At 52.8% G+C, this 24,054-nt stretch carries 25 protein-coding genes; 18 read left to right on the top strand and 7 right to left on the bottom strand.

All coding sequences use genetic code 11. The annotated features are described in order from the left end of the window. Positions 1-673 precede the first annotated feature (673 nt). Together ACR0EN_RS14700 and ACR0EN_RS14695 are read left to right on the top strand one after the other, a co-directional pair. The gene (locus ACR0EN_RS14700; protein ID WP_480587442.1) at positions 674-2,563 is read left to right on the top strand and encodes an SLC13 family permease; all 1,890 of its coding nucleotides are present in this window, start codon (positions 674-676) and stop codon (positions 2,561-2,563) included. 229 nt (positions 2,564-2,792) lie between these two features. Next, complete coding sequence (locus ACR0EN_RS14695) at positions 2,793-3,698, top strand: haloalkane dehalogenase (protein WP_170647223.1); 906 nt, start codon at positions 2,793-2,795, stop codon at positions 3,696-3,698. Between the two features lie 32 nt (positions 3,699-3,730). Here the strand turns inward: ACR0EN_RS14695 and ACR0EN_RS14690 are convergent, their stop codons facing one another. Beyond that, positions 3,731-4,618, bottom strand: a complete 888-nt coding sequence (locus ACR0EN_RS14690; protein ID WP_170818514.1) for a LysR family transcriptional regulator — start codon at positions 4,616-4,618, stop codon at positions 3,731-3,733. Positions 4,619-4,722: 104 nt separating this feature from the next. On the opposite strand from ACR0EN_RS14690, the gene ACR0EN_RS14685 reads away from it, so the two are divergent. The 8 genes from ACR0EN_RS14685 to ACR0EN_RS14650 all read left to right on the top strand — a co-directional run bounded on the left by ACR0EN_RS14685 (position 4,723) and on the right by ACR0EN_RS14650 (position 10,017). Then, positions 4,723-5,013, top strand: a complete 291-nt coding sequence (locus ACR0EN_RS14685; RefSeq protein ID WP_170336714.1) for a putative quinol monooxygenase — start codon at positions 4,723-4,725, stop codon at positions 5,011-5,013. Between the two features lie 26 nt (positions 5,014-5,039). Next, complete coding sequence (locus ACR0EN_RS14680) at positions 5,040-6,053, top strand: zinc-binding alcohol dehydrogenase family protein (RefSeq protein WP_170818515.1); 1,014 nt, start codon at positions 5,040-5,042, stop codon at positions 6,051-6,053. Beyond that, positions 6,053-6,433 carry a VOC family protein gene (locus tag ACR0EN_RS14675; protein WP_170395454.1) on the top strand — a complete coding sequence of 127 codons (381 nt, stop codon included), beginning with the start codon at positions 6,053-6,055 and terminating at the stop codon, positions 6,431-6,433. Before ACR0EN_RS14680 ends, ACR0EN_RS14675 begins: the two co-directional genes overlap by 1 nt. Before the next feature lie 144 nt (positions 6,434-6,577). Further along, positions 6,578-6,961, top strand: a complete 384-nt coding sequence (locus ACR0EN_RS14670) for a nuclear transport factor 2 family protein (RefSeq protein ID WP_480587438.1) — start codon at positions 6,578-6,580, stop codon at positions 6,959-6,961. Positions 6,962-7,097: 136 nt separating this feature from the next. After that, positions 7,098-7,601, top strand: coding sequence for an aggregation factor core (locus ACR0EN_RS14665; protein WP_480587434.1), 504 nt, complete (start codon positions 7,098-7,100; stop codon positions 7,599-7,601). Between the two features lie 25 nt (positions 7,602-7,626). Next, a complete protein-coding gene (locus ACR0EN_RS14660; protein WP_480454220.1) occupies positions 7,627-8,067 on the top strand; it encodes a TspO/MBR family protein in 441 nt (146 codons plus the stop codon). 65 nt (positions 8,068-8,132) lie between these two features. Continuing rightward, positions 8,133-8,633, top strand: coding sequence for a CIA30 family protein (locus ACR0EN_RS14655; RefSeq protein WP_480587431.1), 501 nt, complete (start codon positions 8,133-8,135; stop codon positions 8,631-8,633). A gap of 211 nt (positions 8,634-8,844) precedes the next feature. Beyond that, positions 8,845-10,017: an adenylate/guanylate cyclase domain-containing protein gene (locus ACR0EN_RS14650; RefSeq protein WP_480587428.1), complete on the top strand. Its 1,173-nt coding sequence runs from the start codon at positions 8,845-8,847 to the stop codon at positions 10,015-10,017. A gap of 351 nt (positions 10,018-10,368) precedes the next feature. Here the strand turns inward: ACR0EN_RS14650 and ACR0EN_RS14645 are convergent, their stop codons facing one another. Continuing rightward, positions 10,369-11,901, bottom strand: a complete 1,533-nt coding sequence (locus ACR0EN_RS14645; protein ID WP_480587425.1) for a phospholipase D family protein — start codon at positions 11,899-11,901, stop codon at positions 10,369-10,371. Between the two features lie 307 nt (positions 11,902-12,208). Here ACR0EN_RS14645 and ACR0EN_RS14640 point away from each other — a divergent pair, with 307 nt between their 5' ends. Beyond that, positions 12,209-13,003: a hypothetical protein gene (locus tag ACR0EN_RS14640; RefSeq protein WP_480587422.1), complete on the top strand. Its 795-nt coding sequence runs from the start codon at positions 12,209-12,211 to the stop codon at positions 13,001-13,003. 37 nt (positions 13,004-13,040) lie between these two features. Here the strand turns inward: ACR0EN_RS14640 and ACR0EN_RS14635 are convergent, their stop codons facing one another. The 5 genes from ACR0EN_RS14635 to ACR0EN_RS14615 all read right to left on the bottom strand — a co-directional run bounded on the left by ACR0EN_RS14635 (position 13,041) and on the right by ACR0EN_RS14615 (position 17,586). Next, the gene (locus tag ACR0EN_RS14635; protein WP_480587419.1) at positions 13,041-13,490 is read right to left on the bottom strand and encodes a MarR family winged helix-turn-helix transcriptional regulator; all 450 of its coding nucleotides are present in this window, start codon (positions 13,488-13,490) and stop codon (positions 13,041-13,043) included. Next, positions 13,480-14,580, bottom strand: coding sequence for an Acg family FMN-binding oxidoreductase (locus ACR0EN_RS14630; protein ID WP_480587416.1), 1,101 nt, complete (start codon positions 14,578-14,580; stop codon positions 13,480-13,482). Before ACR0EN_RS14630 ends, ACR0EN_RS14635 begins: the two co-directional genes overlap by 11 nt. Before the next feature lie 215 nt (positions 14,581-14,795). Next, positions 14,796-15,473: a GntR family transcriptional regulator gene (locus ACR0EN_RS14625; RefSeq protein ID WP_480587413.1), complete on the bottom strand. Its 678-nt coding sequence runs from the start codon at positions 15,471-15,473 to the stop codon at positions 14,796-14,798. Then, positions 15,470-16,501, bottom strand: coding sequence for a Gfo/Idh/MocA family protein (locus ACR0EN_RS14620; protein WP_480587410.1), 1,032 nt, complete (start codon positions 16,499-16,501; stop codon positions 15,470-15,472). The genes ACR0EN_RS14625 and ACR0EN_RS14620 overlap by 4 nt, the downstream gene beginning before the upstream one ends. After that, positions 16,498-17,586, bottom strand: a complete 1,089-nt coding sequence (locus ACR0EN_RS14615; RefSeq protein ID WP_170818521.1) for an isocitrate/isopropylmalate family dehydrogenase — start codon at positions 17,584-17,586, stop codon at positions 16,498-16,500. The genes ACR0EN_RS14620 and ACR0EN_RS14615 overlap by 4 nt, the downstream gene beginning before the upstream one ends. 135 nt (positions 17,587-17,721) lie before the next feature. Here ACR0EN_RS14615 and ACR0EN_RS14610 point away from each other — a divergent pair, with 135 nt between their 5' ends. From ACR0EN_RS14610 to otnC, 7 genes are read left to right on the top strand one after another with little or no spacing between them, the layout of a single operon-like run. Next, positions 17,722-18,729, top strand: a complete 1,008-nt coding sequence (locus tag ACR0EN_RS14610) for a Bug family tripartite tricarboxylate transporter substrate binding protein (protein ID WP_480587408.1) — start codon at positions 17,722-17,724, stop codon at positions 18,727-18,729. 56 nt (positions 18,730-18,785) lie between these two features. Further along, on the top strand, positions 18,786-19,535 hold the full coding sequence (locus ACR0EN_RS14605) for a hypothetical protein (RefSeq protein ID WP_480587406.1): 750 nt from the start codon (positions 18,786-18,788) through the stop codon (positions 19,533-19,535). Positions 19,536-19,539: 4 nt separating this feature from the next. After that, a complete protein-coding gene (locus ACR0EN_RS14600) occupies positions 19,540-21,051 on the top strand; it encodes a tripartite tricarboxylate transporter permease (protein ID WP_480587404.1) in 1,512 nt (503 codons plus the stop codon). Beyond that, positions 21,051-21,338: a putative quinol monooxygenase gene (locus tag ACR0EN_RS14595; protein ID WP_170514139.1), complete on the top strand. Its 288-nt coding sequence runs from the start codon at positions 21,051-21,053 to the stop codon at positions 21,336-21,338. The genes ACR0EN_RS14600 and ACR0EN_RS14595 overlap by 1 nt, the downstream gene beginning before the upstream one ends. Continuing rightward, complete coding sequence (locus ACR0EN_RS14590) at positions 21,335-22,135, top strand: N-acyl homoserine lactonase family protein (RefSeq protein ID WP_480587402.1); 801 nt, start codon at positions 21,335-21,337, stop codon at positions 22,133-22,135. The genes ACR0EN_RS14595 and ACR0EN_RS14590 overlap by 4 nt, the downstream gene beginning before the upstream one ends. Next, positions 22,129-23,406 carry a 3-oxo-tetronate kinase gene (gene otnK, locus ACR0EN_RS14585; protein ID WP_480587399.1) on the top strand — a complete coding sequence of 426 codons (1,278 nt, stop codon included), beginning with the start codon at positions 22,129-22,131 and terminating at the stop codon, positions 23,404-23,406. The genes ACR0EN_RS14590 and otnK overlap by 7 nt, the downstream gene beginning before the upstream one ends. Beyond that, positions 23,403-24,044, top strand: coding sequence for a 3-oxo-tetronate 4-phosphate decarboxylase (gene otnC, locus ACR0EN_RS14580; protein ID WP_480587396.1), 642 nt, complete (start codon positions 23,403-23,405; stop codon positions 24,042-24,044). Before otnK ends, otnC begins: the two co-directional genes overlap by 4 nt. Positions 24,045-24,054: the final 10 nt, after the last annotated feature.

Raw genomic sequence — 24,054 nt, 5'->3', positions numbered from 1 at the left:
TCGTGCAGACTTATGCGCAAATACCGCGCAGAGTTATGGGCGAACTTCCAAGATTTTTTTAATGAAATCAATGTCGGCATTGCAGCGTTATGAGCGCACCTACAGCGGTTTGTAGGGGCGCGAATAGCTTTGCATTTCGTCTAAAGAATTGCGTATTTGGCATCCAAAGATAATTCTGCACAGTGCAAATTTTAGTTGGATTCATGCCATGATCGTGGCTCACGTGAAGCTTGAAGTCTGCCGCTTCCAGCTCAATGCGGCCTTTCGCGGTGCGACCCGCAACAGTATTCCGCAGTAGAGAAGATCAGGATCGTGCTGGACGGCCTAAAAGGCGAGGACAGCAATGCAGAGCTGAGCCGTCGTGAGGGCATCGCGCAGAGCGTTCCCTACTTGGCAAGTATAATTGACTGGATATGAATGATAACGATACGGAAAATCCATTTGTGTGTATTTTAGAAAGTGTGAAAGTTCATTTCGCATTGTGATGCTTAGTTAGGCTTATGAATTTGTCATCTACCTCTCTTTGGGTTGGCAGAATCCAGGTTTCAGCAGATACCGCGCCCGAAAAAGCGAGCCGCGTAAGCAAGCCCAATGTCTATTGGCCTTATCTGCCGCGCAGAGTTGGTCCTTCGTATTTGCTGGTGGTCAGGTAACGTTAGTTTGGGAGTAAGATATGGAATTACCAGCACTGACGTACGAAATGATAGCCGTACTGAGTTTATTGTCTTTTACCGTCTTACTTTTTGTTACCGAGATTATACGGATTGATGTCGCAGCAATTCTTGTAATGGTGCTGCTTGGTGCGCTGAGCTATCTCCCTGGGCTGGGTAATCTAGCCGATGTATCTAAGCTCTTTGAAGGTTTCTCCTCCAACGCTGTGATGTCCATCATCGCAGTTATGGTAATTGGGGCGGGGCTTGATAAGACTGGACTTATGTCAAAGGTTGCGGCCTTGATCCTCAAGAATGGTGGCACGACAGAGGCCCGGATAATCCCCATAATATCAACAACGGTTGGTGTCATCAGTTCCTTCATGCAGAACGTGGGAGCTGCTGCGCTTTTTCTGCCTGTTGTCAGCCGCATCTCAGCACGTACGGAAATCCCGATGAGCAGGTTGCTGATGCCCATGGGGTTTTGCGCGATACTGGGTGGTACCATCACATTAGTCGGGTCGTCGCCCCTCATCCTGTTGAATGACCTGATTGTTTCGGCAAACTCATCCCTTCCTGCTAACCAGCAAATGAAGACATTTGGGTTATTTTCAGTCACGCCTATCGGTGTGATGTTGGTGCTGACTGGGGTGCTTTACTTTGTGCTCTTTGGTCGTTGGGTTCTCCCTGCGCAGCGGGATCGTGGAGAAGACGCAAGCTCAGCGCGGTCCATGCAGACCTATGTCGAAAACACCTATGGGCTAAGGGCTGATATGTTCGAGATACGTGTTCCTGAAGGCTCGATCATCATTGGGCAAACGCTCGCGGATCTAATGGTAGCCCATAACATGTACATTCTTGGCACGTCCTATCGTGGCCACAAGGTCATCGCGCCGATGGCTGATACCAAGATCGAAGCCCCGGCGCGGCTCGCAGTGCTTGGCCTGCGTCGGGTGGTTGAGCATCAGTTTGCTGAGCCTTACGGATTAGAGATCCTGCCCCAACTAGATGTCTTTGCGGATGATTTCGCCGCGACCCAATCCGGGGTGGCCGAGGTTGTTATTCCGCCCGGTTCTTCAGTGATCGGCCAGACTCCGATTGATTTGCGCCTCCGTCAGACACATGGTTTGTCTCTGCTGGCCATTCAGCGCGGAGAAGAAACACTGAGCCACGTTGAAACCGAGGATCATTCAGCCACGCATATCGGGCAAGTCCCTTTGCAGGCCGGTGATACGTGTGTGGTTCACGTGCAGTGGGACCGTCTGACACGACTGAAGTCGGACAGGGATTTCGTCGTTGTCACCTCGGACTTTCCCCAGGAAGAGTTGCGGCCCCACAAGGTCGGATGGGCGCTCGCCTTCTTCCTAATAGCGTTGAGCCTAATTCTGTTTTCAGATCTGCGCTTGTCGTTGTGCCTATTAATTGGCGCTGTTGGCATGGTGTTGAGCAGGGTGCTCTCGATTGACGAAGCCTACGAGTCGATTAGTTGGAGTACAGTTTTTCTACTCGCTTCACTGATCCCGTTGGGCCAGGCAGTCCAGAACACCGGCACTGCGGATTGGATTGCCGCGCATGTGTTGGCCCTCCTGAAGGGTTGGCCGATCTGGTCGTTGCAAGCAGGAATAGCCGTTTTGGCAACGGCATTCACCCTGGTCATGTCCAACGTAGGTGCGACCGTCCTGCTGGTGCCGTTAGCGGTTTCTATTGCGGTATCGGCGGGTGGTAATCCGGCTGTATTTGCCCTCACAGTAGCAATTTCAACGTCCAACTCATTTTTGATCCCAACACACCAGGTGAACGCGTTGATCATGGGCCCGGCAGGCTACCGGGTGGTGGATTTCGTTCGCTCCGGTGGAATTATGACTCTCCTTTTCTTGGTTGTCTCAATGACCGGGCTTGCGATTTTCTTCTGAGCCGCCTCTCGGCGATCCGTACAGAAGAACTCGCAATATAAGGTTTTTGAGACCAAATTTTTGGGCGCGGATTCAAAACGTCTGCAAAAAGGGCCTCCTCCGCGAGGGACCGAAGTAATGTGTCCAACTCAACCAAACCTGAAGTTGGTATACGCTGGAACTGGACCGTTCTTGTTTTATCGATCACTGTTATTGGACCAAGACCGTCGGCATTTTTGGAGAGTTCACGATGAAGTTCCTTCGTACACCGGACCATCGGTTTGACGGGCTGCCAGATTTCAACTTTGGCCCGAACTATCTTGATGTGGATGACACCGAGGGAAGTCTTCTCCGACTGCATTATTTGGACGAGGGACCGGCTCATGCATCACCAGTATTGTTGATGCATGGAGAGCCAACCTGGTGCTTCCTTTACCGGCGCATGATTCCGTTATTCAAGGACGCTGGCCATCGAGTTCTGGCTCCTGATTTGATTGGGTTTGGAAGGTCGGATAAACCAACAGAGCGATCCGACTACACCTACCAACGCCATGTAGACTGGATGTCCGAGTGGTTGCGGAAGGTTGACCTGACGGGCATCACGTTGGTTTGCCAGGACTGGGGTGGTCTAATAGGCTTGCGGTTGGTTGCGAGTATGCCCGAGCGGTTCTCGCGCGTAGTTGTGGCAAACACGGCCTTGCCCACCGGTGACGCACCCTTGAGTGAGGCATTTCTTTCTTGGCGGGAATACTCGCAGTCCGTGCCTGAATTTAATTCGGGACGCATTGTATTCGGCGGCACATCATCCAAGATTTCCGATGAAGAAGTCGCAGCATACAACGCACCGTTCCCAGATGCGCGCTATCTGGCAGGCGCTCGAGAGTTTCCAGTGTTGGTGCCCGACTCGCCCGACAATCCAGCTTCAGAAGCCAACCGAGCCGCATGGAAAACCTTCAAGACCCTCAACACTCCGTTTCTGACTGTTTTTGGAGAAGATGACAGGGTCATGGCGGGAGTAGACAAACTGTTCCAAAAGTCGATCCCTGGGGCAGTTGGTCAAAATCATACAGTTGTGCCAAAAGCCGGGCATTTCATTCAAGAAGATGCCGGCACAGAGCTAGCACATGCGACTTTGAAATTCATTGAGCAGACATAGCGGCTATCAGATTAGTGTCTTCCCCTGCGGCCTCAACTCACACCAAATTTGCGACGCAAATGCTCAGCTAAGGCTGTTATGCGACGTGGTTGGGCCCGGCTCGGTGGAAACATCATTTGCAAAGGTTTCGGCGGTGGGAGGAAGTCGCGCAAGACAGAAACAAGTCTGCCAGATCGAACATCGTCGCCGACATCCAGTTCGGACTTCAAGACGACCCCATGGCCTGCAATCGCCCAATCGCGGATGAGTGAACCATCATTGACTATTCGATTTCCCTTTACCGAAACGCGCTGGGCATTTGGTCCTGATCCAAACTCCCAAACGTTGTCGATCATGTCGCCAAACCTCATGATCAAGCAGTTGTGGTTTAATAGATCTTCTGGTTTTTCAGGCGTTCCAAATGAGGCCAGGTAACTTGGGGACGCACAAACGAAACGTTGGTAGCTTCCCAGATTTCTCAACCTGAGCGAGCTGTCTGTGATGTTGCCGAAGCGAACGGCGAGGTCAAAACCCTGGCCTACGAGGTCGACATAACCGTCCGATAGGGACAGTTCGATTGAGACGGCAGGGTTCTTTTCGGTGAATTCGGCAATAACCTTGGAGACAATGCTCCGTCCCAAGTCAATGGGCGCGCTTATGCGAATTGGACCAGACAGAGTTTCGGCGCCGTACCGAACAAGTGTGTCCAAGTCCGCAACCTCACTGAGAACGTTTCTTGCTCCATTAGCGAGTGTCCGGCCTTCTTCGGTCAGGCTAATGGAACGGGTGGTGCGGTTGAACAAAACCACGCCGTAATGTGCCTCCAGAGCCGCGAGCCGTTCGGACACTGTCGTACTCGACAACCCTGTCTCACGCGCTGCGGCCACAAGACTGCCTTTCTCGGCTATGGTCAGAAACAAGCGAAGATTGTCTAAAAGCATTAAACGGAATTTCCGGATTATATGTTCGATCTTGCCCTGTTTATCCCGAAGGAGCTGCGGCGTAAATCTTGCGCATCGCTCAATAACACAAGGGATCTATTCCAATGGCCAAGCTGACAATCGTCGCCAACATCAAAGCCAACCCTGACAAAATTGACCTCGTAAAGGCCGAGCTGATCAAGCTCATCGACATAACCCGAGCCGAAGAGGGTTGCATCAACTATGACCTGCACCAGGACAACGACAACCCGGCTCATTTCGTGTTCTACGAAAATTGGGAAAGCCGAGAGCTTTGGCAAACCCACATGGGTGCTCAGCACCTTGCGGCTTACCTGGAAGCAACAGAAGGCGCCGTTGCAGAATTCACGCTAAATGAGATGACAGTCATCGGTTGATAAAGAACCGGACAAAGGAGCACGTTATGAAAGCCGTGGGATACCTTAAGACAGGGTCGATTGATCGGGCGGACGCCTTAATCGACTTCGAGGCCGATAAACCGACGCCGAAAGGGCACGACTTGTTGGTGAAGGTGCAGGCCGTGTCAGTGAACCCAGTCGATACGAAAATTCGGCAAAAACGTGCTCCCGCGGGTCCAGCACCTGATATTCTGGGATGGGACGCAGTAGGGATCGTCGAAGCAGTTGGCGAAACGGTTGAGACTTTCCGTCCGGGAGATGCAGTTTGGTATGCCGGGGCAATAAACCGACCGGGAACCAATGCCGAGTTTCATCTGGTGGATGAACGTATTGTCGGATCAGCGCCAAAATCCATACCGGCGAAAGCAGCTGCGGCGATGCCGCTAACGACGCTTACTGCCTTTGAGATGCTGTTCGACCGCTTGCGAGTCCAAAATGCCGTTTCCGGCGGGACCAATACGTTGCTGGTTATTGGTGGCGCAGGCGGTGTCGGATCAATCACCATTCAATTGGCCCGGGCTCTCACTGAATTGACAGTGATCGCGACAGCGTCCCGACCCGAGACACAAGACTGGGTTCGAGAGCTGGGCGCACACCACGTCATCAACCATTCGGAAGCCTTAGCGCCGCAACTCGAGGCTCTCGGTATCGAAAGTGTGGATTTCGTCTATTCAACAAACCACTCCCAGCTTTATGCGTCTCAAGCTGGAGAGGTGATGACGCCCCAAGGTCGCTTTGGGTTGATCGATGATCCCGAGACCTTCGACATCGCGCCGTTCAAACCCAAGTCGATCTCGTTGCATTGGGAGTTCATGTACACTCGGTCGCTTTTTGGGACTGAAGATATGAACCGTCAAAGCGAAATCCTGAATCAGGTCGGCGGTTTGATAGACAATGGAAAGATCAGATCCACAGCGACCGATACACTTGGTAGGATCAATGCTACAAACTTAATGAAAGCGCATGCTATCCTCGAAAGCGGAAAAGCCAAAGGTAAGCTTGTGCTTGAGGGTTTTTAATGAGAATTGAACGGCTGGATCATGTGAATATTGTGACGACTAGGTTGCCTGAGATGGTTACTTGGTATGAAAATGTCCTGGGTTTGAAACCCGGGGCCCGCCCCGATTTTCCGTTTCCCGGAGCATGGTTGTATACGGGTGATGACGCCGTGGTTCATCTTGTGGGTCACGAAGGAACACCTAACGTTGGCTCCGAAGTGAAGCTCAAGCTCGAGCATTTTGCGCTCTCAGCCACGGGGTTGAGCGCATTCGAAGAAAAACTGATCTCGAGTCAGATCCAGTATCGCAAAACTGAAGTCCCTGGGGCTCGAATGGTCCAAATCCATGTGGCCGATCCTGATGGGAATCATATTCATATTGACTTCGATGACGCCGAGTAATTGGCCAACTCTCGAAATAGTCGGAGCACAAAATCAAGCTCGCAACTTCTTGTCGATTAGTGATTGAGATTCTTGCCGGGTTGCTCCCCGGAATTGCGTGGGCCAACATTTTTGGGTGGTACAAACGTCGATTTGGAGATCAGCATGCCGGACCTCGAAACAAACAAGAAAAACGTCATCGCTTTCTACGAAATGATGTTCAACGAGTGTCGACCTGCGGAGGCCATAGCAACCTTTGTTGGTGATACCTATACGCAGCACAACCCGCATGTTGGCGACGGAAAGCAAGCCTTTGTTGAGTACTTCGAGCGCATGGCCGCCGAATACCCGGGAAAGCGTGTGGACATCAAACGTGCGTTTGCTGAAGGCGATCACGTTGTTCTGCTTTGCCATCAAATCTGGCCCGATGGTCTCGAGTACGCAGGGATCGATATTTTTCGCCTGGATGCTGATGGCAAGGTTGTCGAACACTGGGACGTTCTTCAGGAAGTTCCAGCAAACAGCGAGAATGACAATGGTATGTTTTGACTTCGTCGTTCTGACAGCGGTGCATGGAACTTCGAAAGGGCCTGTCAGCTAAACCACCATAGTCAAAGGGCATAAGTCTGATCCAAGAGATCCGCCGAAGCGTATCTATCAAGAACCAATAAGGAAGGAGATAAATATGCTCCCGACCAGCATTCTTGCGGCGACCCTTGGATTATTCGTAGCTACTTCGCTTCAAGCCGGAGTTCAAATTCGCTTCATAGAAGGCGCACCCAAAGACCGTTTTGTTCTGACAAATGTCGGATCGTGCGAATTAGAAACCTCGACCGTCAAAATTGACTTGTCGCAATCTGCCGGACGTTTGATTTTCGATGTTACCGAAAAAGGTGCGGGTGTAGAGGTATTCCAACCGCTCGAATTCGTTGAGGGTGCGGATGCACTGCGTCAATTTCCTTCGGTCGTGGACGGGCAGAATACAATTGAACTTGAGATCGTTTCCCTCGCAGCCGGGGACAAACTAGCCTTTACCATCGATGTGGACGACACGATCGGGAAACGCGAAATCACCGTAACGGAGTCGGAGATCGAAGGCGCCACGGTGTCATATACCGACGCGGATGAGACCAGTACTGCGACCTTCTCTTCCGAAGCGCTTGTCAACGTGACGACCAAAGGCTGCTGAAAGCTATCCCACAATGTCGAATTGGATGGTCCGCATAGCATTTCTTGCGCTCGTGTTGGGAGGCGGCATCCTGATTGGGATATTGACCGCGCCCGGGGATTGGTATGCGCAGCTTTCTAAACCTGCTTTCAATCCACCAAATTGGATTTTTGGGCCGGTTTGGACGGTGCTTTATGTCTTGATCGCCATGGCGGGTTGGCGTCAGTTTGAAACAGACCGAAGCTCGACTGCCATGAAGCTGTGGTGGGCACAGATGGGTCTAAACTTTTCGTGGTCCCCAATCTTTTTCATACTGCAACTACCGTGGTTTGCGTTTGTGGTAATTGCCGCGTTGCTGGCTGTCATCGTCATGTTCATTGCTCAGGTTAGGAACTCAGATCGGATCTCCGTACTGGGCTTCCTTGCGTACTTTGCGTGGGTTGCATTTGCCGCTGCGTTGAACCTTTCCATTGCGATACTGAACTGAGCAGGAACAATATGCGTGCCAACTTTGTTGGACTTGTTTCAAGTCTTGTAATCATCGGATGCACAATGGCACAGGCTGATGAAAATCTTGCAGAAGACTTCTCCAAGTCTCCGGAGACGAGTTGGGACTACGTTGCCGACACCGTCATGGGAGGGGTTTCTTCAGGGCAGGTGCAGTTTCGTTCGGAAGGTGATGTTGCATTCGCGCGGCTGACCGGAACCGTGAGTACAGAAAACAACGGGGGCTTCATCCAGTTCCGACGCAAGTTGCCTGATCGACCAGATGCGGGTGTATCAGGCGTCAGGCTATTGGTACGGGGGAACGGCGAGCAATACTTCGTTCACCTCAGAACACGTGGCACGGTGCTTCCATGGCAATACTATCAGGCCGCATTCGCAACTTCTGACAACTGGACCGAAGTCTCTTTACCTCTCTCAGGCTTCAAGGCTTCAGGTGCCATGTTGCGCGGTATTCCCGTTGCTGACGAAATCACCTCAGTTGGAGTTGTAGCCTACGGGAGAGATCACGAGGCCCGCGTAGATGTCAACGAGATTGGTTTCTATTGAAGGTTTCCCAAGAGAGGGCTGCAATCTTCAAATTGGTCTGTTTGGAACCGCGCGGAATCTAAATTTACCAAACCATCTTCCCGATGACATACCTTCCGTAGATGCCCAAGCATCAACTTGGACAGGTCTGATTAGCCTGCTCAACAACAGCAACCGACATTGCCAATCCAATTGTCTTTGCTCATCGTTTCCCAACGACTAAATTGGGTCCATGGAAGAAGTCACTCGACTGACCGAATGGATGATTACAGAAGGTCGTCGCTCCGGTGATCCTGTAAAGGTGGTGTCACAGTTTTGTTCCTCCTTGATCGAAGCCGGAGTGCCGCTATGGCGGGCAAACATTGGCCAGCGCTTTGCCAACCCATTGCTTATTGCCTGGGGGGTAGTTTGGACGCCTGAAGGCACCGACAGCTACGACGTCACGCATGAGACGATGTTGACAGATGGTTATGTCGGGAGTTCATTCGAGTATATTCTTGCGAACAGAAAGCCACTTCACAAAAGTCTCCGGCGACTGGACTCGGAAACAGAGCATTCATCCTATCTTGAATTTGCAGAGCAGGGTGGCACTGACTACTACGCTACTTTGCTCTATTACGGCGATGGATCGCTGCATGGATGTACGTTCGTTACTCAGGCAAAGGATGGATTCTCGCCCGAACATCTTAGGCTGATTGAAGCGGCCTTACCGGCCCTTTCTTCCGCCTTGGAACCTGTCACGATGCGAAAATCGTCTAAAGGTCTGCTTCGAACTTATTTAGGAGATGGACCTTCCGAGGCCGTCTGGAGCGGCAATATAAAGCGCGGAGAGCGAACAACTTTGGATGCCGTGGTTATGTTCTCTGATCTGCGAGGCTTTACAGCACTTTCCGAGACCTCTCCGGAAGAAGATATCTTCGACACGCTTAGCGACTATTTTGATCTGGTGGTTAAAGCCGTAGAGGACAACGGTGGAGACGTCCTCAAGTTCATGGGCGATGGCATCCTGTCGATCTTTACTATTGAAGCGCAAAAAGACCATGCCGACCGCTGCAGAATGGCGGCTCTTGCAGCGCAGAGTGTGCTGAGTGGTTTGAACGATCTCAACACCAGACGAGACGGGTTTCAAAAACCGCCTTTGGATGTTGGTATTGGAATTAACGTCGGGCAGGTCAGCTATGGTAATATCGGCAGCCCCGGCAGGCTTGATTTCACAGTTCTGGGCGGGGCGGTGAACGTTGCAAGCCGAATTGAAGGTTTAACAAAAGCAATTGGTCGGAGGGTGTTGGCGACGTCAGCCGTTGCAAGTGCTGCTCCGAGCATGTTCGTTAGCTGTGGGGATCACGAAATACGTGGCCTTGCGCAGCCCATTGAATTGTTCTTTCTCACTGAAGATGCACAATAATCAGCTATAGTTATTCAAAACAATCTACCTTCGGCATCTTACGACATTAGATGATCGCTAGAAATGAAACACAAAGCGCAAAAATCCACTAAGGCACGGCAAGCTGAACGTAACTGTTTGAGTAACCGGAAAACGGGACTTGCCCGTTGTCGTTCAGCTTCCCTGGAATGATGAACATGGCCATTGACTTTGGTAGCAGGCATTTTCCCGCCAGCAGTTGATAAAATGAATATCTAGTCTGTATTAAGAATTGGATATTGGGAAATATCTGCGACTGATGACCTATGTCTTTTCTGCCGCCATCTTCGCAGGCGTCGGTGACGGCCAAGCGATCAGGTAGTTTGCAGAAACCTAAAGCTGGGACCCAATTGGTAAAATACTTAATAACCCGGCAACTATGTGATCCCAGGCCGATCCTGTCGGCTCGAATTGGTACTCAAGAATGGTGCCATCATTGGCTCTTGTCGTCCATTTAAGCTGGCCAGCTTGCTCGAGCGTCACTTTATATGTGTATGCGGGTAGTGCGTCGTCCAAGGCTCCCATCGTCTGCGCAGTCAATGCTGGCGAGTCAATCAGAATTCCCATCTCGGTGTTGATGTTGACAGATCGCGGATCCCAGTTGAATGAACCCACGAACAAGTACTGGTCATCAATTGCAAATGCCTTGGAGTGCAGGCCTGACCTGGATTGAGCCCAGTTAATACCGCGGCGTTGGACTTGATAAGCGTCGGGTCGCAGCTCGTAGAGTTCTACTCCACCGCGTAGTAGTGCTCGGCGTTTCTTGGCGTAGTGTGCGTAAACGGGTGCGACGTCGTTAGATGCAAGTGAGTTGGTTACAACCTTTACGTCGACCCCACGGTTCTCGAGTTCGGTCAGCCATTTCACACCGTTGTTGCGCGGCACGAAGTAGGCGGACACGATGTTCACTTCACTGCTGGCATTCTCAAAGTACGGAAGCAATTGAGATGCAAGAACGGGACCTGAGTTCTCGAGGCCCGCGGCCTTTGAAGGCGGATCAGCATAAAGTTTCGCTGGCAGCCAATCCAGTAACAGGGCGCCATCCGCGAAGTTCTCTTTTGCCGACTTTCTGAGCGCTGCGCCGTACTGCGTTTGCTTCGCTTCCTCGACGAGTTCATTCAACCTGCTGCGTGCATCGCTCAGGTCAAATTCTTCGGGTTCTCCGACAACAACGCGAGCCGGAACAGCGAATTCGCTGTTCCAGTAAGCGTCAAAGCTACGTGACACTTCGCGTACAACTGGGCCTGCGGCCAGCACATCCAGATCAGCATAGTTCATTTCTTCCCGCGCCAAAAAATACTCGGCACCGATGTTTCTCCCACCTACAATCGTGAACACGTTGTCTGCTGTCATGGACTTGTTGTGCATTCTGCGATTGATGCGTTTGAAATCAGTCAGACCCGCGATCAAAATGCTCTGATCTCGCCAGAACGGGTTGAACAGCCTTATTTCAATGTTTTTGTGATTGTCCAACGCAGCGGTCATCGCGTCGTAGCCGGACGTATCCATATCATCCAACAACAGCCTGACACGAACACCTCGATCCGCCGCTTGCAAGAGGCTGGCAGCGAACAGGTGACCGGTTGGGTCGTCGTGCAGAAGATAGTATTGCGCGTCTATCGTTCGCTCGGCCGCCGTGGCCAACAACAGCCGTGATACGAGCGCTTCTTCTCCATCACTGATCAGCTTGATGCCTGACCGACCGTCTTTAGGATCCCCAAGGCGATTGGCCGCCTGACCCAGTGCCGTGCTGGAATTTGCCGGTAGCGCAGCTGATACAGTCTTTTCATACGTGCGGGTTTTCGGAGCACAAGCGACAAGAAACAGCGCGCAACAAACACTAATCACGAACTTCCACAGCGCCATTGGCTTTCTCCAACCCTATGCCCTAGGTGACTACGCCCGAGCACGCGATTGCAAGTTTGTTGTATGAAGCCTGAGGTTGTTTCGTTCGCTAGTGTTGATTTCGTAACTCTCACAAGCGCCATGTTGTTGGTTTGCGATTTCGGCACACCCCTAGTTCCAACGGACTATGGCAGTACCCAGATGCGTCGAACCACACCGCTCGTAACCAGTTTCCGTGTTATAGGTCTCTGATCAGGTAAAATGATGCTCTGATTTTGGAAGTTTAGGTGCTCTTAGCATTGACGTGTTACGATTCCACCCCACAGTTTTGACGCAGATTTTCGGAGCATCCAGAGTGTTTGTGAGGACAACCGCCTTATTGATTTTTGCTGTGTCGACCCCGGCCACGGCATTGCAGCTTCGCGAAACAGGGCGTTATGAACTTAATCAGCCCGCAAGTCTTGACTACGATCCGACCTTTTGTGGGTTGTGGATTGCGAACGAGGGGCCCGAGGCAATTCTCGTTACATTGCAAGGTGATGAATTGCGCCGTATATCCAGCGATCTCTTTCGGATCAAAGCAATTGCTGTTGAAGGGGATCACTTGTTGCTGGGCGATGGTCTCGGCAGTCTTCAACGTGTCACCAAGGACGGATCACGCCTGGGAGCACCCTTCGAATTGGAAGGTGGTTTCGCGGATACGGAAGGAATTGCGATCAACGCCAAGGGACAGATCGTGACCGTAGAGGATGACCCCGAACGGTTGTCGTGGTTCACTTCAGAGGGTGCTTTGACGGCGAGGTTGGATACCATGAAGCTCTCTCCTCCCTTGAGTGAGGCGCAGGGCATCGCGATTGATCCGCGTACCGGCCACATGTTGATTGTTGATGACTGGGAAGGGTCAAACAGCCTGTATGAGTTCACGGCAGATGGCCAACTTCTCGCCCAGCAAAGTTTGTTGGAATTCGGAACCGATCCAGAAGGCATCGCCATTAGGCCGGGGTCCAATCAACTGTTCGTTGCATTCGACGGTGGCGCGAAGATTGTGACATTTGACTACACGCCCACTTTGCCTGAAGGATCGCCGCCGCTCCCGCCGGGCGCGGATTGCATGATGTTCTGAAAATTTGGTTGCTTGATTCGGCTGGCGCAGGTTTCGGCTAGTCGCGCTCGCTGTCCAAAGTTTCGCGTATGAGCGTCAGATTAGGCAATGATTCATGGAACGGTTCAGGCCCGAGTTCGGACAAAACTGGAGCCAGGGATTCCGACATCCGCTCCATACAAGCTTTCAAAAACTCCGCGCCTTGCGGTGTAGGCCGAGCAATTTTCGAACGCTTGTCATTGGGGTTGGCTTCAAGAGTAATCAGGTCATGATTTTCAAGACTGGAAAGCATGTGCGTCATCGAAGTTTTAGGCACTTGAAACGCGTTCGAAAGTTGCTGTGGAGTTTCACCCTCGGGACGCCGTACGAGATGGCCCAAAATTCCGAATTGAGTCGCCGTCATTCTACCAGGCAAGAACGCTTCCAGCTTGGTCGAGATCAACTGATTGATGATCCCGATTTCGGTGAAGAACCGGTAAACTTCTTTGGTCTCATCTTCAGGCTTCATTCAGAATTCGTGTCTCCAGCGGCCAGCGGGGTGTGGCAATTGGTTCAGGTCCATACCCCAAACGCAGCAACATTTGCACCGTGTGGCCCGGTGACGCAAGAAGCTCATGCGCCAGAGCGTATTCATCGGCCATCTCAGGATACTCCTGAAGTGCCTGGCTGACCGGATGAACGCCTAGGCCCATTTCGGTTGTCTTCAGGTAGAAACGCATCAACTGACGTCCTGCATCAAGTTGATCGCTTCGCGTATTTGTGGCTGTCGCGAGGACTGCGTATTGCGGCGTCGCGTCTAGCATGGCGAAGTATCCTCGCATGTGTGATTGAGTGCCTGGGTGGTCAACGTTCATCAGGGTCTCATTGTCCAATAGGCCGGTAAGTCGCAGCGTTTCCAGCATGGGATCACGCAGTTCAATCCCGTCTGGGTTTGCGTTGATTTCTGCTTTGCCGATCCGCATCAGGTCGACGGATTCTCTAAGGGTCTGTGGAGTTCGCATTTCGATTTCAAAAGCGCGTTTTGTGAGGTCTCGAATACGGGCCACTAGATCCTCATCGGAAATCAGAGTGGCATAGTTTTCAAGGACCAACATTTCCGCCTCAGAGAGCCGCTGTTCAGTGTACGGTTCTTTATTTGAATGTCGGTTGAGGATTTGATCTGAGAGTGGATCGGATGCCCCGCCAGATACAAACATCGCTTCTGCGATAGGTCCGTCATTCCCATCTGGCAGTAACTCGACCTCAGTATCAAACCCGTGAGCACCTGCTGCCAGAACCATCGTTTCAACAAATGCACCGAGGCCAATATAGAGCTGGCGGTGGTAAGGATCGGTTTCCGGAAGCTCGCGATCTGTATCACGGTGGATCCGCACCTTGTCTTGCCCAACCAACTCGATCAGCCAAGGTTGCAAATTGTGCGGATTGGGGGCGAGAATTGCGTAGGACAAAGCAGCCTTGCGTGGGTCATCATACGGTTTTGGCGTCCACGGAGCTAAAGCTTCATAGGGCGTACGTGTCGCGAGAAACCCAGCCGCGCCCGTTGCCGCCAGTATTGTGCCTCCGCCTAGAATCTTGAGAAAACGTCTTCGGTTTGGCATCTTGACTCTCCAATAGTACGATATCGAACTATAATAATACGAAATCGTACTATTTCAACCCCAATCGATGCAGTGATTGTTTGAGCGACTAGAAAAAAGAAAATCAGAGCAGCCGGAGGCAACTGCGGGTTGCCGTTATCGACAAGTATTCGGAGCGCCTTTAGTACCGGAAATAAGCAGTTAATTTAGATGATTAATGGCCGGATACGAGAAGATCAGAGGCTGTTGAGCCGATGCTTTTCGAGTATCTTGCAAAGCATAGCCTTGGCTTGCAGCCTGTGTTCTCGATGACGTTCACGGGCGACATCATGACGACCTTCACTAATCGCTTGGAAAACAACCCGATGATCTTCATTGGATTTGACGGGCAGGGGTCTGATGAACAAGGTCGTTGCGCGCGCGCGGCGCACCTGGTCGCTCATCATGGCGACAATCGCTTCGACCCGTTTGTTGCCGCCCAACCGAACGAGCTCTTGATGAAATAACTCATCGGCCTCGGCCCATGCTTCAAGATCTTCGGCTTCGATGGCTCGATCCATCTTCGCAATTGATCCAGCAAGTACCGAAAGTTCATCTTCTGAATAACCCGCTTCGGCAGCGCGTTGTGCAGCGAGGCTCTCGAGCTCCGTCAGGATGTCGTAGATTTCACGCATATCGTCTGATGAAACCGGCAGTATCCGCACGCCTTTGCGGGGCCGCATCTCCAACAACCCCTTGCTTTCCAACATCAGCGCAGCTTCCCGTATCGGGGTGCGGGACATACCAAGGGTTTCGGCAAGTTCCGACTCCAGGTGGTCAGTTCCGGCTGCAAGTTCGCCGGACAGGATCATCTGCCGCAAATCCCTAACGGCGCGTTGCGTATTGGAAAGAGTTTTTGCGTCTTGACCCTTCACGGCGTCTCCAGGTTGATCTTTCGTCCCTCCGCAGCCGAGAGATAGATGCTCTCTTCGATGCGGATCACGTCCAAATAGTCTCGAGCCGTGTTTTCCAGCGGCGTGCCCTTTACAAGGCCTGAAACGACGTGACTTTGCAAGGCGTGGACGCAATCGCCGCCAAATCCATTATGATCGCTTGGAGGTAGAATTTGCTGCTGCGCCTGCTTTCCAAAAGCGCGGAGTTCAACTGAACCATCGCCGTTAAGAACCAATGATCCTGTTGTTCCTTCAATGAGGGCTTCACCCATAGTTTGACGCAGGTTTTTGGCGCTGTGGTCAAGACACCTGTTCCCATCGAACAGAGCTTTCAAACCGTTGGGGTGATCAAACAGGATATAGCCGGCATCCTCACCCGCGATAATGGGGTTCACTTGGCGCAAGTCCGCATAAACTGCGCTGGGCGCATCGAACAAGAATCGGAATGTGTCGACCCAGTGAACCGCTGTTTCATGAACCAGGAAACGCGGCATGTCCTGAAAATACGGCTGCCGGTCAAGATAGGCTCGTGGTCCCTGTCCGTCGCCGGGCCGAAGCCGGAAAGTAGCTTGCAAAGGTGTACCAATTCGACCCTCGGTCATCGCCTCTTTGATCGCGCGATACCAAGGTTGAAAGCGAAAGTTCTCGTGTACAACAATAGTTGCTCCTACCGCTTCGGCCTCTGAAACAATTTTCTCAGCTTCATGCAACGACATGCAGAAAGGTTTTTGGCAGATCAACCACTTTATTCCAGAGTGCAGCGCCGTTCGGATGGCATCGGCCTGCGCAACAGGCGGAAGGATGATGTCCACGAGATCTGGTTGTTCCGCCTCCAGCATTTTTGATAGATCATCGTAAGCGGCCAGTCCTGTTTCTTTCGCCTTTTTAATGTCACGGTTGCAGGATGCAATCGGAACCGCTCCGGGCATTCGAGACCAGCTTTCGTAGTGGAACTTGCTGAAATACCCCGCACCTACGCACGCGACGGTGATGGCTTGTTGAGTATTCATGCCAGCAATGCTTCCAATACCGATGAGGCTGCGTCCTGCGTTCCGGCGGTGCCACCAAGGTCACGCGTCAGGTTTTGACCGCTCTCAGTCACCTTTTCCACGGCTTCCCGTAAACGTTCGCCATCTTTGGACAGTTCTGGATGATTATGGGTCAACCCTAACCATTCAAGCATCATTGCTGCAGACAGGATCATCGCGAAAGGATTGGCAGTGTTTTGTCCCGCAATGTCCGGAGCAGAGCCGTGACAGGGTTGGAACACGGCGTGGTTCAACCCGATATCTGCTGAAGGAGCCAATCCAAGACCGCCCATAAGGCCGGCGCCAAGGTCAGAAAGGATGTCGCCGAACATGTTTTCAGTCACCAAAACATCGAATTCCCAAGGCTTCTGCACCATCCAAAGCGCAGTGGCATCAACATAAGCATGGTCTGCCCGCAATTTGGGATGGCGAACGGCTTCAGCGTCAAACATCGATCTGAAGAATGCAAAGGCGCGGAACACATTGGCCTTGTCGACACAGGTAACCCGCCCCTTGCCACGCCCTGAAGCCTTTCGGTTTTTGGCAAGTTCAAACGCGAACCGGAATAGCTTTTCAGATATCTCGCGCGTGATCAAAAGGGTTTCACGTGCCTCGTCTTCGGTGACTTCCCCCGCGCCTTGAGTGAAGAACAACCCTTCAGTGCTTTCACGAATCAAGACAAAGTCGATCTCTTTTCCGGGAGGCAGCGCCAACGGGGTCATTTGTCCGCTGCTAACCTTTACCGGACGCACGCCGGCAAAAAGGCCGAGCTGCTTCCGCAGGTCGATCTGTGGTGAAATTTCGGTTCCGTCAGGGTAGCGAACATCCGGCAAACCCATTGCAGATAGCAGAATCGCATCAGCCTTGCGTGCAGTTTCAAGTGAACCAGTCGGAAACGATTCTCCAGTTTTGGCGTAGTGGGCTGCGCCCGCCGGAGCGTCTGTAAACACCAGTTCGTAGGAAGGACTGCCGCGCGAGAGCTGACGCAGAATTTCAAGCGTAGGGGCCATAATTTCCGGGCCGATTCCGTCCCCGTGGAACACTGCCACATCATAACTTTTCTTCATCTTAGCCCGCTTCCTTCCCGTTTCGCATTCATAGCGCGATAGCAGCTTTCACTACAGTCCGTTGACAACGCATTCTTTAATGTATACGCAAATAAATGCAATAATAAACGCAAAGATGTTTGGGAGGACTTGGAAATGAAACTGAAGTTAGGGCAGTTGGCGGCCTCAGCCGTGATTGCAACCGGGATTTCAGGGGCTGCTACCGCGCAGGATTACCCTTACCGTGATATCACCACAGCTGTGGTCTGGGGGGCCGGTGGCGGCACGGACACGATCAACCGAATGATCATGGCCGAAATGGAAAAACACCTTCCAGTCTCGATCAATGTGATCAACCAAACCGGTGGGGTCGCAGGCTCCAACGGCATGGTCTACGTCATGAACCAACCAGACGATGGCTACACATTGGTTGGTCTGTCTGAATCGAACGTCACCGCTGCTGTGCAGGGTGGTTGGGATAAGAAATTTGACTTTTGGTATCCGTTTATTGTTGGCGGATCACCCGATCTGATCTCGGTTCCGGCGGACAGCCCTTACAATACTCTGGAAGAACTGGTCGACGCTGCCAAAGCCGCTCCTGGCACTATTCCCGCTGCCGCGTCCGGCGCGGGTTCGATCCACCACTTGAATCTTCTCGCCATCGAGAAAGGGTCCGGTGCAGAGTTCAAGTTTGTTCCATACAAAGGCTCAGCGCCCGGGCAGGAAGCGGCGATAGCAGGTGAGGTTGCGTTGGTTGTGACTTCGCTGGCTGAACAAGCTCCTTTGATCGAAGGCGGACAGTTGAAGCCACTTGCGATGTTGACACCGGAAGATGCGCAGATTGCCGGAGCTACAGTGCCATCTGCCTTTAGCATCTATGACGGTCTCGACAAGTATCTGCCGCTAAAACAAGCCATCGGATTTGCCGTTCACAGCTCGGCCGGAGATGATGTGAAGGCGGCCCTCGGCGATGCGTTCGAGCAGGCGATTGCATCCGATACCGTCGCTGAATGGGCTGAGGCAAACAATTATGATGTCGGTGGTCAACACGGCGAAGAAGCTCAAGAATTGTTTGCGAACCTTGAGGCTACTTTTGCCTATACCTTGCAAGATTTGGGTGCTGCCACGGTCGATCCAGCCTCGCTGGGTATCGAGAAGCCCTAATCCGATCAATTTTGGAAGGGCGCGTTTGATCGCGCCCTTTCCTCCAGGAGGCAGGCATGGACAAAATCGACGAAACACTGGTCATGCGGACCCGCGATTTCTGGGCTGCTATTGTTCTAATAACAGTGTCCGTCTTTTTCCTTTGGAAGACGTTGGACATCCCACTTTGGGGTGAAAACCGCGCAGGTGTAAGTGGGTCGGACTGGTATAACTCGGCTGCAATTGTACCGTTGTTCATCTTCGGTGGATTGCTTGTGTTGTCCTTCGTCTTGCTGGCTATTTCGATCCGCTCAGGTGGAGCCCAGAACGCGCTCACGGCTTTGGGGATCGGATGGGATAAGTCGGAAGCCTATCGAGCATCAACAATAGGCCTGATCCTTCTTGCATACGTCGTCGGACTGGTTCCCAGAGTGGACTTTATTTTGTGCTCGGGGTTACTGATTACAGCTTTGACTTACGGTTACTACGGCGGTCACGCGCGGCGTGCTTTGGTAGCTTGTATCGCAGTTGTTTCTGCCGGGCTTTTTGCGTTCGCCGTATTTCCCGCGCAGGCGGAATGGAATGCACACAGTGATGATTGGTTTACACTGGCCCTATGGGTCTCGCTATCACTTGTGGTGTTGACCAAAGCGGCTTCCGAACGCGTTTTGCGGTTTGTGCCAGTCGTCGCAATATTGGCCCCGCTGATCCTCGTTTGCGCGATGGCCTTTATTTTCCGACAGAACGTGCCCGCGCGCGGGGGGCTGATCTTCAAGCAAATCGAATACCACTACTACGTGACGCTTCGTCCGTTTTGGAAAGACTGACCGGATGGACTTTATCCTTTCGCAACTGGCTGGGTTTGGGACCGCATTCGTTGGTCTGGCAGTGGACCCGCTGACCTATCTGTATTTGATTGCATCCGTGTTCCTAGGCATCACGTTCGGCGCATTGCCCGGCCTGACCGCAACGCTGGCAGTGACGATCCTGACGGGATTTTTCGGCAACAAGATTCCATTGGACTATTCGCTTATCGCTTTGCTCGGGGCCTATGTCGGCGCGATTTACGGCGGCTCTTACCCGTCTATTCTGCTGAACATACCTGGCACAGCAGCCAGCGCGGCGACGGCCATGGATGGCTACCCTCTGGCCAAAGCAGGTCGAGGGGGCGAAGCACTTGGTCTGACCACAACGGCCAGCTTTATCGGTACGGTTATCGGGACTATCACGCTTTTGATTTTTGTCTGGGCACTGCTTTTGGTTTCGAAGAACATCGCGAGTCAGGAAAAAGCACTCTTGGCTTTGTTTGGCATCCTTCTATCTGGCACGCTTATGAGCGAGGATCTGGTGATCAAGGGATGGATCGCCGGTCTGATCGGGCTTGCAATGTCTATGGTGGGGCTCGATCCGCTTCTGTCTGAGCCGCGCTATACATTCGGCTGGTCTTACCTGTTGAGCGGGTTTCAGGTTGTGCCCGTTTTGATGGGGGCCTTCGCCATCCCCCAAATCATCGACGGCTTGAGGCATGTTGAGGCCGGGAAAGTTCTGGCCCTGAAAGGTCGCATCCTTCCGAACCTACGCTCCATCCGACGCTACCTGCCCACCATTGGCCGGTCAGGAGTGATTGGGACCGGGGTAGGAGCGCTACCTGGCGTCGGCGAAGATGTCGCCGGTTGGGTCAGCTACGGTGTCGGCAAGACCGTATCTGCCGAGGGCGACAAGTTCGGAAAAGGGTCATTGGAAGGTCTGCTGTGCTCTGAAACAGCAAACAACGCCTGCATTGGAGGCGCGCTGATCCCACTTTTGGTGTTGGGCATTCCCGGTTCGCCACCCGCCGCCGCCTTGATGGGGGCTTTCAAGATCAACAACGTGATCCCAGGTCCCACGATAGACCCCGAGATTATTCTGCGCGTAGTCGCAATCCTAGTGCTGGCATCCCTGACAATGTTCCTGATGGGGCTTTTCACGGCCCGGGTTTTTATCAAGATACTCGCGATCCCGCAGACCATCTTCTTGCCGGTTGTGATGGTTCTGACAACAATCGGGTCCTTCAGCGTCGGTGGTGGCATCAATGATCTCTACCTGATGCTTGGTGTCGGCGCCGTCGCCTATTTTATGAACCTGATGAAGTACCCAATCGCTCCATTGGTCATTGGGGTTATACTGGGAAGCCTGTTTGACGAAACTTTCCGCCGATCGCTGTTCTTGTCGGACGGGGATCTTTCGGTCTTCTTTTCGCGACCCGGTGCGGCCATTCTACTTGTGCTCAACGTTGGTCTGATCCTCAGCCAACTGCCCATGGCAAAGCGCGCTTTCTCACGTTTGAAAGGACTTTCCGTCTGATGTTTGTGGTTACCGTCACCTTCACTCTCAAGCCCGGTACGAGAGAAACCTTTTTGCCGCTAATGGTCGAAAACGCTTCAACCTCTTTGCGTGAAGAACCCGGATGCCAGCAGTTTGACGTTTGCTTCGGCGACGATCCCGAGACAGTTTTTCTCTATGAGGTTTATGATGACAGCGTGGCGTTCTCCGCCCACCTGGAAAGCGCGCATTTCCAGTCCTTCGATACGGCTGTGGCTGATATGATCGCCACCAAGACTGTTCAACAGTATTCCGAGGTCATCCGATGAACGATTGGGAAATTCACGCCGTGAAATACGCGGATCGCAATGCCCGCACTCGACGCGACAGCTTCATATTGGATGACAATCACGATGCACCTCACGCGATGGACTATTTCGTTTGGGTGCTCAAGCGTGGCAACAAAGTTATACTGGTCGATACCGGATACGACAGCGACGAGGCAGCCGCCCGTGGTCGTCCCATTGCGATGGACCCACGCGAGGCTTTGCGCCCATTAGACATCATGCCTGAAGCGGTGACCGAGGTTATCGTGACCCATCTTCATTATGACCACGCTGGGGGGCTGCATATGTTCCCAAATGCGAAGTTGCACATGCAATCGGCGGAAATGGCCTTCGCCACAGGTCCCTGCATGTGCCACGACCACTTACGCGCGCCTTTCTCGGCGGGCCATATCTGCGAGGTTGTAAAGCGTCTCTATTCAGGCAAGGTCGTGTTCTACGACGGAGAGGCCGAGATAGCAGATGGGGTGACCGTACACTGTATCGGCGGGCATTCGCGGGGGTTGCAATGTGTTCGTGTAAGAACAGCAGCCGGGTGGATGGTACTCGCCTCTGATGCCTCACACTATTACGAGAATTTCATGGCGCGCAAAGCCTTTCCCATCGTCGTCGACCTGCAGGACATGATGGATGGTTTCGAGACACTCGAGAAGTTAGCCTCACATCCTCGACTTATCGTGCCCGGCCATGATCCACTTGTGCGCGAGATTTTTCCCGTCGGAGCAGCACCGCACATCCATAGGCTGGATCCAGGGCCGACGAAGGACATTAAAATATGCTAATCGGCGTCATAGCGGACGATTTCACTGGTGCGAGCGACATTGCGAACACCTTAGCAAAGGGCGTCGAGCCGGAAGGTGGGTTAAGAACCGCGCAGTTTCCAGGTATTCCGGATACCCCAGCCGACAAAGAGATCGAAGCGGGTGTCGTCTCACTCAAGAGCCGCACTGCACCTGTCGAAGAAGCTGTTGCGGACAGCCTGCGAGCCCTGCGATGGCTTAAAGATCAAGGATGCCGCCAGTTCATCTTCAAGTATTGCTCGACTTTTGATTCCACTAGGCAGGGAAATATCGGCCCGGTTGCGGAAGCGTTGGCCAACGAACTGGGCGCGCAAAAGGTGGTTTTCTGTCCAGCCTTTCCGACGACGGGGCGCACCATCTATCACGGCCATCTATTTGTGTTCGGCAAGCTGTTGAACGAGTCCGGGATGGAAAATCACCCTCTTACTCCGATGACGGATGCCGACATCAAGCGTTGGTTGCAGTATCAGACCCAAGAAGCGGTTGGGTTGGTTTCAATTGACGCCGTGACGCAAGGACCAGAGGCGATTGCTACTGCTTTGCGGAACGTCGACGAACGCTTTGTGATCGGTGATGCGATTTCGGACGAGGATTTGCTGGCCTGGGGCGAGGCTCTGAAGGATGCCCAGCTCATTACTGGGGGATCTGGGATAGCGCTGGGGCTACCCAAGAACTTCGTCAGAAAAGCTTCGTCCAAAAGAGGTGGCAGTGTGTTTACAGGTATCGCTGGGCCTGCCGCTATCCTTGCAGGGTCTTGCTCAGGTGCGACCCGTGGTCAGATCGATGTTCATGCGGAATCCCATCCGACCTTCGCCATTGACGTTCCGGGTGTAATGTCCGGGGATGTGACTAAGCAAACGCTTCTGGATTTCTTTGAAACGCATTTATGTCAGGCACCGCTCGCGTATTCATCGGGAAGCCCGGAGGATGTGCGGGCGATCCAAGACCAATTCGGTCAGGAAGCGGTTGCAGAAAAACTGGATAGTCTCTTTGAAGATACCGCCCGAGAACTTGTCCAAAAGGGCTACAAGCGATTGGTGGTTGCCGGAGGGGAGACGTCGGGAGCTGTCGCCAAGGCTGTCTCTGAGGCACTGGGGTCACCGGCCATGTCAATTGGGCCAGAGATTGACCCGGGCGTGCCAGTCCTAAGCGTTGGAAAAACTGAACCCATTGCGTTGGCTTTAAAGTCTGGGAACTTTGGCGCTCCTGACTTCTTCACTAAGGCCCTCAGAATGATGGAGGTTGGCAAATGAGTTCCGAAGAACAGGCGCTGCGAAAGCAGATGTCGGACCTGTGTGCATCTCTGTTTGCGCGCGGATTTTCCGTCGGCACTGCGGGCAACGTCTCTGCACGTCTGCACGACGGCATCCTCCTGACACCAACCAATTCCACCTTGGGCGATATTGACCCCGAGCGCATCGCTAAGATTGATTTGGATGGCAACCACGTCTCCGGTGACAAGCCGACCAAGGAGGTCTTTCTGCACAAAGCCTTTTATGAGACGCGGCCAGAAGCTGGTGCAGTGGTGCATCTGCATTCGACCTGGGCCACTGCACTGTCGTGTCTGGAAGACACCGATCCAGACGACTGTATTCCACCGCTTACGCCATATGTGGTTATGCGTGTCGGCACAGTCAAACTGGTTCCATACGTCAAGCCGGGCGATCCGAAATCTGGTGATTTGATCCGCGATCTGGATGGCAAATATAGTGCGGTTCTGTTGGCCAATCACGGTCCCGTCGTATCGGGAGAGGATCTGTTTTCAACGGTCTCTGCAGCAGAAGAGCTGGAAGAAACAGCCAAGCTGCTCGTGACACTGCGCGGCCTGCCAACCCGCCTACTGGATGCAGAACAAGTCGCAGAACTCAAAGAGACTTTCGGAAGGATTTGATCTGGCACCA

The sequence above is a fragment of the Ruegeria sp. AB7 genome (assembly GCF_056542625.1).
This window is presented reverse-complemented; position numbering and strand designations above follow the sequence as displayed.

Excerpts from the sequence above, each read along its gene's own strand:
- ACR0EN_RS14700 (WP_480587442.1), top strand. The coding sequence starts at position 674 with ATGGAATTACCAGCACTGACGTACGAAATGATAGCCGTACTGAGTTTA.
- ACR0EN_RS14695 (WP_170647223.1), top strand. The coding sequence starts at position 2,793 with ATGAAGTTCCTTCGTACACCGGACCATCGGTTTGACGGGCTGCCAGAT.
- ACR0EN_RS14690 (WP_170818514.1), bottom strand. The coding sequence starts at position 4,618 with ATGCTTTTAGACAATCTTCGCTTGTTTCTGACCATAGCCGAGAAAGGC.
- ACR0EN_RS14685 (WP_170336714.1), top strand. The coding sequence starts at position 4,723 with ATGGCCAAGCTGACAATCGTCGCCAACATCAAAGCCAACCCTGACAAA.
- ACR0EN_RS14680 (WP_170818515.1), top strand. The coding sequence starts at position 5,040 with ATGAAAGCCGTGGGATACCTTAAGACAGGGTCGATTGATCGGGCGGAC.
- ACR0EN_RS14675 (WP_170395454.1), top strand. The coding sequence starts at position 6,053 with ATGAGAATTGAACGGCTGGATCATGTGAATATTGTGACGACTAGGTTG.
- ACR0EN_RS14670 (WP_480587438.1), top strand. The coding sequence starts at position 6,578 with ATGCCGGACCTCGAAACAAACAAGAAAAACGTCATCGCTTTCTACGAA.
- ACR0EN_RS14665 (WP_480587434.1), top strand. The coding sequence starts at position 7,098 with ATGCTCCCGACCAGCATTCTTGCGGCGACCCTTGGATTATTCGTAGCT.
- ACR0EN_RS14660 (WP_480454220.1), top strand. The coding sequence starts at position 7,627 with ATGGTCCGCATAGCATTTCTTGCGCTCGTGTTGGGAGGCGGCATCCTG.
- ACR0EN_RS14655 (WP_480587431.1), top strand. The coding sequence starts at position 8,133 with ATGGCACAGGCTGATGAAAATCTTGCAGAAGACTTCTCCAAGTCTCCG.
- ACR0EN_RS14650 (WP_480587428.1), top strand. The coding sequence starts at position 8,845 with ATGGAAGAAGTCACTCGACTGACCGAATGGATGATTACAGAAGGTCGT.
- ACR0EN_RS14645 (WP_480587425.1), bottom strand. The coding sequence starts at position 11,901 with ATGGCGCTGTGGAAGTTCGTGATTAGTGTTTGTTGCGCGCTGTTTCTT.
- ACR0EN_RS14635 (WP_480587419.1), bottom strand. The coding sequence starts at position 13,490 with ATGAAGCCTGAAGATGAGACCAAAGAAGTTTACCGGTTCTTCACCGAA.
- ACR0EN_RS14630 (WP_480587416.1), bottom strand. The coding sequence starts at position 14,580 with ATGCCAAACCGAAGACGTTTTCTCAAGATTCTAGGCGGAGGCACAATA.
- ACR0EN_RS14620 (WP_480587410.1), bottom strand. The coding sequence starts at position 16,501 with ATGAATACTCAACAAGCCATCACCGTCGCGTGCGTAGGTGCGGGGTAT.
- ACR0EN_RS14615 (WP_170818521.1), bottom strand. The coding sequence starts at position 17,586 with ATGAAGAAAAGTTATGATGTGGCAGTGTTCCACGGGGACGGAATCGGC.
- ACR0EN_RS14610 (WP_480587408.1), top strand. The coding sequence starts at position 17,722 with ATGAAACTGAAGTTAGGGCAGTTGGCGGCCTCAGCCGTGATTGCAACC.
- ACR0EN_RS14605 (WP_480587406.1), top strand. The coding sequence starts at position 18,786 with ATGGACAAAATCGACGAAACACTGGTCATGCGGACCCGCGATTTCTGG.
- ACR0EN_RS14600 (WP_480587404.1), top strand. The coding sequence starts at position 19,540 with ATGGACTTTATCCTTTCGCAACTGGCTGGGTTTGGGACCGCATTCGTT.
- ACR0EN_RS14595 (WP_170514139.1), top strand. The coding sequence starts at position 21,051 with ATGTTTGTGGTTACCGTCACCTTCACTCTCAAGCCCGGTACGAGAGAA.
- ACR0EN_RS14590 (WP_480587402.1), top strand. The coding sequence starts at position 21,335 with ATGAACGATTGGGAAATTCACGCCGTGAAATACGCGGATCGCAATGCC.
- otnK (WP_480587399.1), top strand. The coding sequence starts at position 22,129 with ATGCTAATCGGCGTCATAGCGGACGATTTCACTGGTGCGAGCGACATT.
- otnC (WP_480587396.1), top strand. The coding sequence starts at position 23,403 with ATGAGTTCCGAAGAACAGGCGCTGCGAAAGCAGATGTCGGACCTGTGT.